Annotated in this window: 8 protein-coding genes and 1 pseudogene; 4 read left to right on the forward strand and 5 right to left on the reverse strand. The window is 49.9% G+C overall.

The features are described 5' to 3' along the window. Window positions 1-44: 44 nt before the first annotated feature. The 4 genes from QGP82_RS17990 to QGP82_RS18005 all read left to right on the forward strand — a co-directional run bounded on the left by QGP82_RS17990 (window position 45) and on the right by QGP82_RS18005 (window position 9692). Window positions 45-4883 (forward strand): WD40 domain-containing protein, encoded by a 4839-nt coding sequence (locus tag QGP82_RS17990; protein ID WP_499060558.1) that lies wholly within the window; start codon window positions 45-47, stop codon window positions 4881-4883. A gap of 247 nt (window positions 4884-5130) precedes the next feature. Beyond that, a complete protein-coding gene (locus tag QGP82_RS17995; protein ID WP_499060559.1) occupies window positions 5131-8106 on the forward strand; it encodes a glycerol-3-phosphate acyltransferase in 2976 nt (991 codons plus the stop codon). Window positions 8107-8172: 66 nt separating this feature from the next. Continuing rightward, complete coding sequence (locus QGP82_RS18000; protein WP_499060560.1) at window positions 8173-9024, forward strand: alpha/beta hydrolase; 852 nt, start codon at window positions 8173-8175, stop codon at window positions 9022-9024. A gap of 44 nt (window positions 9025-9068) precedes the next feature. Beyond that, window positions 9069-9692, forward strand: coding sequence for a TenA family protein (locus tag QGP82_RS18005; RefSeq protein ID WP_163662817.1), 624 nt, complete (start codon window positions 9069-9071; stop codon window positions 9690-9692). Between the two features lie 295 nt (window positions 9693-9987). Here the strand turns inward: QGP82_RS18005 and QGP82_RS18010 are convergent, their stop codons facing one another. The 5 genes and pseudogenes from QGP82_RS18010 to QGP82_RS18030 form a co-directional block, all read right to left on the reverse strand. Further along, complete coding sequence (locus tag QGP82_RS18010) at window positions 9988-10461, reverse strand: hypothetical protein (protein ID WP_499060561.1); 474 nt, start codon at window positions 10459-10461, stop codon at window positions 9988-9990. 433 nt (window positions 10462-10894) lie between these two features. Then, window positions 10895-11119 (reverse strand): DUF5615 family PIN-like protein, encoded by a 225-nt coding sequence (locus QGP82_RS18015; RefSeq protein WP_499060562.1) that lies wholly within the window; start codon window positions 11117-11119, stop codon window positions 10895-10897. Further along, window positions 11116-11346, reverse strand: a complete 231-nt coding sequence (locus QGP82_RS18020) for a DUF433 domain-containing protein (protein ID WP_163695783.1) — start codon at window positions 11344-11346, stop codon at window positions 11116-11118. The genes QGP82_RS18015 and QGP82_RS18020 overlap by 4 nt, the downstream gene beginning before the upstream one ends. 267 nt (window positions 11347-11613) lie before the next feature. After that, window positions 11614-11877, reverse strand: coding sequence for a hypothetical protein (locus QGP82_RS18025; protein ID WP_499060563.1), 264 nt, complete (start codon window positions 11875-11877; stop codon window positions 11614-11616). Window positions 11878-12349: 472 nt separating this feature from the next. Continuing rightward, window positions 12350-12826 (reverse strand): annotated as a pseudogene (locus QGP82_RS18030) (REP-associated tyrosine transposase). Window positions 12827-12919 lie beyond the last annotated feature (93 nt).

A 12919-nucleotide genomic window follows, 5' to 3' on the forward strand; every position in this document is an offset into this window, starting at 1 on the left:
ATTGCCCATTGCCCATTGCCCGGTGGGGCTGCCCACCACCTCCAATGTACCAGGCTGATCTACCCGAAATTGTTACCCATAACCAAACAGCCCTGACTGATCTCCAACGGGCAATGACGCTGGGCAGTGGCCAATTTTCGTTAATTCTGGTGCGCGCTAACTATCAACGCCTAACTCAATTATTGCTAAGTGCTCTGGCCCAAACTCACCAGTTTCATACTGTCGAGCTGTTAGCTTCGAGTCGTTCTCTGACCGAAGCAATTCTCAATCGCCAAGCATCACTCCCTGAAACGCCAGCAGCTGTCATGGTCACTGGCTTTGATCAGGTAGAAGCACAGGATGTTTTGTTTAAGGCAGCCAATGTAGGACGCAATGCCCTGCTGACCAAATTTCCCTATCCGGTGGTGCTGTGGATGAATGACACAGTTCTACAAAACCTGACTCACTATGCCGCCGACCTCAAGAGTTTTGCGGCGGTTCCTATTCGGGTGAATTACCCAATTCAGGCTTTGATTGAGGCCTTACATCGTGGTGCTAATGAGCTATTTACTCACATTCTAGACAACCATAATGATCATTTTCTCGACTATTCGTCACCGCAGTTGCCCAGCTTAAGCCAGCATCTAAAAATCTTAACTGAGCGGGAACTATCGTTTGCGATCGCAGATCTCAACCAACATCACGTTCAACTGGATGGGGCCCTACAAGCCAGCTTAAATTTTCTCCAAGGTCGAGAAGCCCACACACCTGAGCGGTTGAAAGTCGCCAGGGACTATTACGAACAGAGCCTAGACTACTGGATACAGGTCGACAAAACAGTTGAAAACACCAGCGATCAACAAGCAGTTTTACTCTTACACTTGGGGCTATGGTGGCAAACCCATGGCAAACTCCAACCGTCTACCTCCATCGGCTCTTATCGACAGGCTCGTCGCTTTTATGAACGCTTTCTCAATGTTCTTCGACAACAACACCGTAGAGACCGCACGGCCAATTTTATTCATGTTTTAGCTGAAACCTTACGAAAGCTCAAGGATTGGGATGCTCTCATCACCTTGGCCAAGGAAGGGCGAGACCTACATCAAAACGATCTGGTGCGTCTGGCCCAAGACTATGGTTACTTAGCAGAAGCTGAGCTGTCCCATATCAATGGAGCAGAGGCCCAACAATTAGCGACAGAAGCATTAAGGCTGTTAGCTCAAGCTGTCAAAAGCACACAAGCTTCAGGGCAAATTATGCCAGATACTGCCGATAGGACAGTACAGGTCTCTCCTGAAGCGGTTATATTGGCATTGCGCTACCATCAAGGTCGCTACTATTTTCTCCGGGGACAAGCTAAAACGCTACAGGGCGATGATAGTTTACTGGATGAAGCGCTCCATGATTTAGAGAATGCTCGCCAAAGAACAGATCGCCGATATGATGCATCTCTTTACCTGAAAATTCTTAGCAATCTCCAGAGCCTGTATTTTGCCAAACAGCTTTACTTAGAAGCGTTTGCCATCAAACAAGAACAGCGACAGGTGGAAAATTCCATGGGGTTGCGGGCTTTTATTGGAGCCAGTCCCCTACAACCCTATCGGGCTCCATCCGCTAAGACCACCAGTGACATTTCCCCAATTGAAATGCGTGCCTCGGGGCGGCAGCAAGCGATTAATGATCTAGTGGGACGCTTACTACAGCCCCAGCACACCCTCGTGGTTCTCCATGGCGAGTCAGGTGTGGGCAAAAGCTCTCTCCTCAGCAGTGGGTTAGTCCCCACCCTCAAGCAAGCTACAGCTGAAGGTCGCATCACCCTGCCACTGCTCATACGTCAATACACAAGTTGGGAAATTTCGATTCTGCAAGCACTACAGCAGGTCACTTCATCCTTACCCTCAGCCCCTCCCAACTTCCAAGTCTCGTTTCCCATCACAGGCGAGAGCTTATTAAACCACCTACGCCAGCATGCGCAGAATAACTATCAACAAATCATTCTTATTTTTGATCAGTTTGAAGAGTTTTTCTTTGAGCGCCCTACCGTTGAAAAGCGTCGTTCTCTTTACTACTTTTTGCGAGACTGTCTGAATATCCCCTACCTAAAAATTGTGCTCGCTCTGCGCAATGACTATTTGCACTATTTAATGGAATGGGAACGTTTGGCCAACCTCGATTTAGATATCTTGAGCCGGGATGTACGTTACTATTTGGGGAATTTTACCCCAAAGGAATGTGAGGCTGTTCTTCGTCAGCTGACGGACAATGCGCAGTTTTATTTGGAAGAGGGATTGATTAAAGCGCTTGTAGCTGATCTAACGGCGGAAGACCATGAAGTGCGTCCAATTGAGTTGCAGGTGGTTGGGGCTGAACTGCAACGTAAAAACATTACAACCCTGAGACGATATCAAAAAGAATTAGGAGACGACCCCATTCGAATGCTGGTGCTCAGTTTTTTAAATCGGGTGATTCGAGACTGTGGACCTGAAAATGAAACCTTAGCGCAGACCATTCTCTATCTCTTGAGTGATGAAAGTACAACACGCCCGCTAAAAACCCTGACAGAATTAGAAGAATCCTTAGAATCTCTCGGCATATTGGTAGACCCTGACCAGCTGAGTCTTGTCCTTGAAATTTTGGCAGAATCGGGCCTGCTCTTTGAAAGTCGAGACGTCGGCAGTAGCGTCCGCTATCAACTCGCCCATGATTATCTGGCGGATCTGATCAAGCAGCAGGATATACCGGGATTGGTCACTGTGTTAGAAGCAGAACGACGACGTAGAAAACAATTTGAAACTCAGCTGCGCACAGCCCTACAAGAACAAGCCATGGCCCTAGCCCAAGCTACAGAGGAACGCTACCGGGCAGAAACTGCGGAGATGCAGGCCCTGGCCTCGGTCTCCCAGGCATTATTGCTCTCCCACGATGGCTTAGGTGCCTTACTAGAGGCATTAAAAGGGGCACAACAAAGTCAGCTGACTCCCATATCGGGGTATTTAGAAAATCAAATTTTATTTCGCCTGTGGCAGGCTCTGCATACAGTGCGAGAGAAACATCGCATTCACGCCCACCAAGACTGGGTGCTCTCAGCCTGTTTCAGCCCCGATGGTCAATACCTGGCCTCCAGCAGTGACGATGGCACCGTGCGTTTATGGAATGCTCGCGGCAAACTGTTGCAGGTGTTTACTGGACACCAGGGCAGTGTTTTAGATGTGGCGTTTAGCCATGATAGTTGCTTAATTGGCTCGGCTGGCGATGACTTTAAGGTCCGTATCTGGGACATGTCTGGACAATGTTTGCAAATTTTGACGGGCCATACAGGCGCTGTCAATAGTCTGGCGTTTAGCCCCACCCAAAAACTAATTGCCTCCGCCAGTAATGACCACACCGTCAGACTTTGGACCCATGATGGGCAATGGTTAAAAACCCTCGAAGGCCACCTGGACTGGGTCAGATCCATCGCCTTTAGCGCCGATGGTCAATATCTGGTTTCTGCGGCAGAAGACGGAACCCTCTGTCTCTGGAATACGGAAGGTGAGTTACTACAGGCCATGAGTAGCCATGCCGGCTGGTTATTGCAGGCTGTGTTTAGTCCAGATGGACAACATATTGCCTCCTGTGGCGATGATCATCTGATCAAGCTTTGGAATTTAGATGGGGAGTTGTTGCAATATTTTGAGGGGCACCAAAACTGGGTGAGAGATTTGTGTTTTAGCCCTGATGGCACATACCTGATGTCAGCGGGTGACGATCAGAACATTCACATATGGGATATGAATGGCAAACTTTTGGATACGCTCAAAGGACATCGCAGCAGCGTGCTCAGTTTGGGCATTAATCCCCAGGGCACACAGCTGATCTCAGCCAGTGATGACAACACCATTCGCCTCTGGCAGCTAGAGTCACGTGACATCCCCAGTCTCCAAGGACACCATGGTATCGTCTGGGATGTGTGCTGGCAGCCCAACGGGTCAAAACTGGTATCAGCAGGAGCCGATCAGACATTAAAAATATGGGCCACTGTAGGGGGAGACCATAAGCTACTCCATACCCAGCAAGCTCACAACAGCAGTATCTATAGCGTTGATTGGAGTCCGGATGGTCGATTGATTGCATCCGCCAGTGCCGACCATACCGTCAAGCTTTGGACAGCTGATGGTGAACCATTACATACCTGCCAAGGCCACCAAAATGCCATCTGGTCTGTGAACTTTAGCCCTGATGGCACCTATTTAGCGTCAGCAGGGAGCGATCGCAACATTCGTTTCTGGTACACCGACGGCACCCCCATCGGTCAACTCAGCGGTCACGAGGGTACGGTCTGGACCGTTGCCTTCAGCCCTGACGGCAAGTATCTAGTGTCAGGTAGTGAAGACGGCACCCTACGCCAATGGGACTTAACAGGTCTAACCATCGGTGACGCCAGCTTTGCGAACCAAACCGGCACCATTTTGCCAGGCCATACGGGCAGTGTCTGGGCCGTTGCCGTTGCCCCCGACAGCAAAATCATCGCCTCAGCCGGCAGTGACAACACTATCCGTCTCTGGAAAGAGGGTGACCTACTACAGATTTTGCGAGGTCACCATGACTGGGTCCGCAGCGTTTCCTTTGGCCTCAACGGCGATGTCATTGCCTCCGCCAGTGATGATGGCACCATTCGCTTTTGGCAACTCCCAGGCGGTCAACCGCTGCACACGTTCACAGGACACCGAGGCATCATCTGGCAAGGCTCGTTTAACAACACAGGTGACCGTCTAGCCTCAGCCGGAGCCGATGGGCAGGTGCGCCTCTGGAATCTACAAATGCAAGACCTAATGCGCCAGAGCTGCCAATGGATTGAGGATTATTTAGCCTACGGCGACCTAAGCGACGCGGCTCGCTTGGTATGTGAGGATTTTTGGGAGTAAAAGGTGCAAGGGTTTTGAGTTCAAGCCCTTTAACCAAGCTCAACTAGATTAAAAATAATCACCCCAAGAACCAAGAACGAGTACTGTGTGGCGTCAGGTTACCCACTAGTGACGTGGATGGGTGCATGAGTCGAAGGGTGGACTGATTGATTACAATCAATAACCCATTGCTAAGACTGAGCTTAAGGATTACCCACAATGTCCTCGACTAGTGCTCAGATAGAAGTGACCTTTGACTGAGCAGCATATGGCACAGGTTTGGGGCGCACTCTTGATTTTTCTAGTTTGCCCGCTATGGGGGGGACTGCCCTTAACGGGATGGTGGGTGCTGCTGGCCACGGGAAAACGGCTGTCGCAGATGGGCACCGGCAATGTGGGGGTGTCAGCGGCGTTTTACCACGGGGGCACCGTAGTTGGGTTGGGGGCTGTGGCGCTGGAAGCGTTTAAGGGGATTGGCGCGGTGCTGCTGGCCCAGCACTTTTTTCCAAGGGATCCGATCTGGCCAGTGGTGGCGTTAATGGCGCTAGTGATGGGACGCTATTGGCTAAGTCGAGGTGCGGGGGTGACCAACGTAAGCTGGGGCTTTTTAGTTTACGACCCGCTGGTGGCAATTTTAGGCTGGCTGCTGAGTTTGGTGGCATTTACAGTACTGCGAGAACGAAAACAGGGACGTATGTTTGCATTAGTTTTACTGCCCGTTCTCACGGGATTGGTTCACAGCAATGGCATGCAAGTGGCAGCGGTGGCCTGTTTAATGGGTCTGATTGGCTGGATTTATCAGAAGCTGCCGGATGATTTGGAACTGCCGACCCAAGGCACTCGGACAGAATCGCGACGGCTGTTTCGCTTTTTTCGCGGAGAGTCGGCCCTACAGGCACTAGACCAGGTGCTCGACCCAACTAAGGTGGGGAATAAAGCGGCTACCCTATCTCAGCTAAAGGCGTGGGGGTATCCGGTGCCCATGGGTTACATTCTGCAAGCAGGGGACGATCCGTCAGCGTTATTGGGTCTTTGCCAGCCGTCGCCCCAGCAGCCGCTGGTGGTAAGGTCTTCAGCCGTGGGGGAAGACGGTCTAGGTGCGTCATCAGCCGGGCAGTATGTGTCGGTGACAGATGTGGTCAGCCAGGCAGGGTTGGAGGGTGCGATCGCAACATGCTTCCAAGCCTACAATCGCCCCAGTGCCGTCAAATATCGACAGGATCTGGGGCTTTCTGAAGCCTCTATGAACGTTCTGGTGCAGCAGCAAATTCAGGGGGTGATCTCCGGTGTTGCCTTTAGTCGCGACCCGATTGCTCGGTGTGGTCATGATGTGGTGATTGAGGCACTGCCAGGTCCGGCCAGTCGGGTTGTTTCTGGGCAAATTACACCGCAGCGATACCATGTGACAATTACGCCAGAAGATATGCAATCTGGGGATGATTGGCAATTGTCGGACGCGGTTGATTTACCAATGGATCCAAATGAGGAATCCTCCACGGAGGTAGAGACGTGCCATGGCACGTCTCTACCTCAAGTTGGTCAATCCATCCCCCCGCGTCTGATTCAACAAATTGCCTATCTAACCCGCCACCTGGAACAACGGTTTGGTGATATTCCCCAGGATGTGGAATGGACCTATGACGGCGAACACATATGGGTGTTGCAAAGTCGCCCAATCACCACATTAAGGCCCCTCTGGACTCGCAAAATTGCAGCTGAGGTGATTCCCGGTGTGATTCATCCCCTGACCTGGTCCATCAATCAGCCCCTCACCTGTGGTGTTTGGGGAGATCTCTTCACTCTGGTATTGGGGCAACGGGCAGCTGGCTTAGATTTCTCACAAACGGCGATGCTTCATCGTTCCCATGCGTACTTTAATGCTACGCTCCTGGGAGATATTTTTAGCCGCATGGGTCTGCCTGCCGAAAGTTTAGAGTTTCTGACCCGTGGCGCAAAGTTTAGCCGTCCGCCTCTAGCTGCCACATTACGGAATTTACCAGGGCTCCTAAAACTAGCAACCAGAGAATGGCAATTAGCCAAAGATTTTAAACGAGATTATCAAACACATTTTCAGCCTGGGCTGCACTCTCTTAAATCGCCCCATACACTCTCCCCCGAAGACATAAAACAACAGATAGAAAGTATTTTGTCTTTGCTGAAACGAGCAACACTTTATAACATTTTGGGACCACTGGGTTTTGCATTCTGTAAGGCAATTCTCACAGTGGATAGTGCACAGCTCAATTATCGTTCTAATCCAGAACTTGCAGCAGTTGAGGCTATCAAAGACATCGCCCGACAGCATGCTGGTTTACTCCCACAGCTAGAAACTGTCCCTGACGATAGCGAAGAGTGTTTACACGCATTGGCCCAACTACCCGATAGCGCCCCACTCTTTGAGCAACTCGATAACTTTCTGGCCTCCTATGGTTATCTCAGTGAGGTAGCAACAGATATTTCAGTACCGATCTGGCAGGAACAACCAGCTCCGATCAGAGCACTCTTAGTCACATTCTTGAAACAACCCCCTGCACCGACCCAAGGGGCTAAGGGCACTATTACTAAACCTAATTGGAAACAACGCCAGGTACAAACTCGCCTGGATCTAAAAGGCAACATTGCAGAAGTATATAACCGATTATTAGCGGAATTGAGGGCTTGTTTCTTAGCGTTAGAACAGCACTACCTTCGCGACCACAGCCTACAGGAACCGGGGGATATCTTTTTTCTGACCTGGCCTGAGATTCAGACATGGGGGACATCCTCCAGCTTGACCGTCTATGATCAAGATAGAAGCCTTCTTAGTTCAGTGGCTATTCGTCGTCAACAACGTCAGATAGATGGTGCATGGAAACCTCCATATTTGGTTTACGGCAAAGACCCCATCACTTTGTCTACCGCCCCTAGGACACCTATACAAACTGGACGTCTGTTAACAGGTATCGGGGCAAGTCCGGGCACTCTAGAGGGCAAAGTCCAAGTGCTTAACACATTGGACACTACGGTGCCCATCGACCAAAACACGATTTTAGTGGTGCCCTATACCGATGCGGGCTGGGCCCCTCTGCTGGCAAACTTAGGTGGCTTAATCGCCGAAGTCGGGGGACAGCTTTCCCACGGAGCCATCGTGGCTCGGGAATATGGGATTCCAGCAGTGATGGATGTGACCGACGTGACCCAGCGATTGCGCACAGGTCAGCGAGTGCGGATTGATGGCCAACAGGGCACCGTTGAGATCCTGTAAAATCAGACTCTGCAATGTTTTGTAACATTACAGATAAGTAGACAACTGTCCGCTCATGTTCCCAGGATGACTACAATCCAAGTGCCTCAACTCGAAAATAGATTTTGCGGTGCCAATGGGCTGTCGCTGTTTTATCAGGCGTGGTATCCATCAGGGACTGCCAAGGCAATATTGGCGCTGGTACATGGATTTGGCGAGCATTGCGATCGCTACTCCACCGTCACCACCGCCCTCACCCAGGCAGGCTATGCCATCTTTGGCTTTGATAACCAGGGTCATGGTCGGTCTGAGGGGCAGCGCGGCCATATTAACCGTTGGCAAGATTACCGCGATAACGTCAGGGCCTTCCTGACTCAAGTACGGCAGCATGAGCCTAATCTGCCGTTGTTTGTTCTAGGCCATAGTCTAGGCGGGTTGATTGTTCTAGACTTTGCGCTCAATGCCCCCCAAGGGTTGACAGGGATTATCATTAGCGGTCCGCCCATCCGACCCGTAGGCATTGCCAAGCCCTACCTAGTGGTGATTGCCCGAGCGCTGTCTGGCATTTGGCCTCGCTTTTCGATGGATGTGGGGGCTGGGGCAGAAACCCTATCGCGCGATCCGGCCATTGTGAATCAAACTGAGGACGATCCGCTCACCCATTCCATGGCAACAGTGCGGTGGGGAACAGAATGTTTGGTTGCGATCGCAACCGTCCGTCGCAATATTGCCCAGCTACAGGTGCCGATTTTGCTAGTCCATGGCAGTGCTGACAAAGTCAATGATGTCGAAGGTAGCGAAGAAATTTTTGCACGCATCACGTCAGACAAAACCCTCAAAATTTATCCTGGCAGCTACCATGAGCCCCATAATGATCTAGACCGCAATCAGGTCATGGACGATGTTATTGAATGGTTAGACAACCATCTCTCTCGTTAACGTTAAGTTCAAACATTTCTGACAGATTCCTTCAGTTCTCCCCCATGCCCCTCACCTGTCAACAGCTCCTCACCCAATACCCAAACCAGTGGCAAGCCGCCACTGTGCACCCCTTTCTCACCCAATGCCAGCAGGGCTCGATCCAAGCCGCACAATTTAACACCTGGCTGGTACAGGATTACCATTTTGTCATTGAATTCACACGATTTGCAGCCAACCTAATCCAGGCAGCTCCCACCGCTCACTTAGATATTTTGCTGGGGGGCATCATCGCCCTCAAAGACGAACTGACCTGGTTTCAGGCCAAGGCGACCGAACGTCAGCTCAACCTCAACCAGGCACTACAGCCCACGTGTAAAACCTACTGCCAATTTATGGCAGGCTTGACCCAACAGCCCTATCCTGTTAAAGCCACTGCTTTTTGGGCCATTGAACTGGCCTATAACCAGGGTTGGCAAGGTCATAGCCCCATGCCCGCTCCCTATGCAGAATTTGCTGACCGCTGGGGTAATGCTGCCTTTACCACCTATGTCGAGCTGCTGGCTCAACAGGCTGACAGTGCTTTGCAAGATACAGACGAGACCACTCAAGCTCAGGCTGAAACTGCATTTCTCACCATTGCTAGATTAGAAAAGGACTTCTGGCAAATGGCCTATGAAGGTAGTTGATGGGTGATTGGGTGTCAGTTATTGGGTATTTGTTATTGGGTTCAGGTACCTAAGGTGCGATCGCATCGTCTGACTCAATGCGGCCATAGTCAAGCTTGATAATGCGGTCAGCCAGGTGAAAGTAATGATCATCGTGGCTAATGACCAAGAGGGTTTTACCCCGTTGCTTAAGGTCAGCCAGTAGCTGCGTGTAAAAAATCTCACGAAAAAATAGCAGTCAAGTTTTTAACCATGATTGTGGAGAATATTGGGAACACCCGCCCAGCATGAGCACATCTGAGCGGGTTGTTTTTAACTATCGACTACCACCACCAGGAGTTCTAATAACGGCGGTACCTAGGGGAACTTCAGCTCCCAGGTTAGGATAGGTGCCATATACCCGGTAAGGCACATCGATACCAGCATTGACTGTGCCGCGTACCCGAGAGTTTTTCATGACAATTCGAATTGTCTCGTCAGTAGGTACGGGTTCAGCAAATGTGAGGGTGAATTCTTCAAAACCATAGTTAACAGAAGGTTCAACCGCTTTATCTCCAACAAAAATTTCGAGGCCATCCAGTTCATGGAAAGTGATGCACTGAACACGGACACGTTGTAAGGGGTCGCCTTCAACGGATACTTCAAAGTAGTGATCTTGACCACGTCTGAGCACGCCTGCATCGGATACGGTGGCCGCTATAAACACTGCATTGGCAGCAGGGGTCATCACCATAGCAGCAGTCGATGTCATCGCCAGGGCTGCTAATCCATTCAGTAGTAATTTTTTCACGGGTTACTCCTTTCGGATTGAGTTTTGAAAAAGCACGTCAGTGCTTCTACGCAGAACAATAATGGTCTGGCCCAGTCCAAGTTTGAGGAAGCGCTGAGAAGTCGGTGAGTGGGTTAAAAGAATTGGCTGATGAAGTCTCGGGATTTTTTGGGCTACGTATTACACGAAATTAGTTTTAATTTCAGAAAATTTATTAAGTGATGCTACACGATGTAATCTATAACCATCTCTTCGACACAACATTGAAAACTTTGCAAGAAATGTCCCCAACAGCCAGCTCATTTTTGACTTGGAGGAGTAATTGGCAAAACACGAGCCCTCATACGTTTCGCGTCAATTGTGACCAGTGCTCCAGAAACTAACTCCTCTCTGAACTGCTGCAAAGCCATCAGCACCAACTCACCAATAGCATCAGGTAACGTGTCTTGCGTTCTTACCTGAAACACGCTTGGATCAATGGGTGGGTGACTGCTAACAAAGCGCCAAAATCTAAATCATGGGTAAATACTACATTTTTATTCTCTTGAGCCCATTGCATCAAATCCCGATCTGGTGCCCTGGGGTCACCCACTGTAGCCCAATGCACAGCTTCAATATCAGCGTTAGCAAAAAAGCCTACCCAAGCCGGTGACAAATTCATGTCAATCAGAATTTTCATGCCGATTGAAGTGGCACTTCAACCTCATCCACACGCCATGCCGCATAGGCTAGCGATTCTTGCAAATCTGCAGATTCTAAATAGGGATACGCCACCAGAATTTCCTCAGATGTGCGTCCTGCGGCCATTAATCCTAAAACAGTACTCACCGTGACACGTAAACCACGAATACAAGGTTTACCCCCCATCACTTCTGGATTCCACGTAATTCTAGTAAATTCTGGCATTGACCTAAGGTCGATTAACAGCAATATTCGCTCACTATTCTAGGCAACTTTTTGATGGTGGTGAAGTTTATCCGCTTTTCAACGCTTGTAGGGTGCTGTGAGCGTAGCGTAACGCAACAGCTTTTATATATGGATCGACTGGTTTCTGCAAAAGATTTTGGAGGTACGACTACAACCCTGCTGTTACTAATGGCTGAGGTACTTTTGATCCTGGTGCCCAGTCTCTGACTGAGCACCGCCACTGAGCCTCTGGCTCATTGCACAGGTCTACAACCGTCGCACCAACATACTAATAACGTCGTCCGGCTCTGGCCTCAGGATCAGCCGATTGTCAGGCACTTCAATCAGGGGACTCCACTGGCTGGTTTCTACGTACCGTAGATTGTGCAGCAGGTGAATGGTTTGGCGGATGTGGCTGGGGTGACCGAGCAGGATATGGCGAATGGAGCTGCCTGGAGGCTGGCTGCTGGAAAAGTCGGCAGGTAGACTGGGCGGCATACCCGTTGGGGGTGCCTGGTTTGAGAAGGTCATAGGGGCGTTTTCCTTTGTGGGTGTTTAACCACGAGACGACAGGGAGGAAAGCCCCCAAAAAGTTAGCCACCCTGCAACTAAAATCAGGGTGGCTGTAAAATGCTCACAGCTCACCAACTGGTAGTAGCAGTTGGAAGGGTTAGCGGGGTGGTGGTGTTGGTAGCACCGCCATCTCGCGCAGCTAATTTTTTGGGTGCGAAAAACAACTGGGTCAGTTGCTTATTGTGTAGGCTATCAGCCCCAGATCGATGAGTCAAGCAAGTGTTGCTGCTGTACGCTTTGCCAGGATCTGTAGGTTGGCGTTGAGCCCGCGAAACCCAACATCCTTAACATTTTTTATAGAGATGACTTTGAACGGTAAATTTTAATCGCATAAATGTACACCATGCATTTTTATCAATTTACGTCGAGAGATTTTGGCAAGTCGGGTTTCATAAATTCAACCTGACCTACGGTTTATGGGTTCTTCAGATCACGGTCGCCTGAAGAGGTAAATGCTGGAATAGGGCCAATCGTAAGGATTTTGAACAAGACCATGTTTGGCTGGGTTGTGATGAATATACTCAACGTGGTGAATAAAATCGTTTTCGTCCCGGAGCAGATGTTCCCAAAAATGACGTTGCCAGGTAGCCTGTTCTTGTTTCTTATAACGAGCAAGGGAGCATGGTTATTTATATTGCTCAGGACAATGGCGGCTAAATTCACTTTTAATCAAACGCCAACGGGTTGAGAAATTAGCATCTCCCTTTGGCAAGGTCCATAAACAATGGAGATGATCCGGTAAAACCACTATGGCATCAATGGTAAATGGATGACGTTGTTTTACCGTACGGAATGATTCTCGCAACAACTCTACCATTTCCGGCGTATCAAATAATTGTTGCCGATTGTAGGTCACCACCGTAAAAAAATACGTGCCTCCCTCTCGTCGGAACCGCCGATATTGCATCCCTTTTAACCATTCTTGCCTCCTCAGAATAGGCAGCTCACCTCCAAAAATATCGCCTCCACATCCGCCGACATCTGTAGGTTGGCGTTGAGC

Origin of the sequence: Leptothoe sp. LEGE 181152 (genome assembly GCF_032906605.1) — a bacterium.
Classification (GTDB): Bacteria; Cyanobacteriota; Cyanobacteriia; order Phormidesmidales; family Phormidesmidaceae; genus Leptothoe; species Leptothoe turfae.

What these genes read in the sequence shown, in the direction of transcription:
- QGP82_RS17990 (WP_499060558.1), top strand. Translation starts at nt 45, where the DNA reads ATGTACCAGGCTGATCTACCCGAAATTGTTACCCATAACCAAACAGCC.
- QGP82_RS17995 (WP_499060559.1), top strand. Translation starts at nt 5,131, where the DNA reads ATGGCACAGGTTTGGGGCGCACTCTTGATTTTTCTAGTTTGCCCGCTA.
- QGP82_RS18000 (WP_499060560.1), top strand. Translation starts at nt 8,173, where the DNA reads ATGACTACAATCCAAGTGCCTCAACTCGAAAATAGATTTTGCGGTGCC.
- QGP82_RS18005 (WP_163662817.1), top strand. Translation starts at nt 9,069, where the DNA reads ATGCCCCTCACCTGTCAACAGCTCCTCACCCAATACCCAAACCAGTGG.
- QGP82_RS18015 (WP_499060562.1), bottom strand. Translation starts at nt 11,119, where the DNA reads ATGAAAATTCTGATTGACATGAATTTGTCACCGGCTTGGGTAGGCTTT.
- QGP82_RS18020 (WP_163695783.1), bottom strand. Translation starts at nt 11,346, where the DNA reads ATGCCAGAATTTACTAGAATTACGTGGAATCCAGAAGTGATGGGGGGT.
- QGP82_RS18025 (WP_499060563.1), bottom strand. Translation starts at nt 11,877, where the DNA reads ATGACCTTCTCAAACCAGGCACCCCCAACGGGTATGCCGCCCAGTCTA.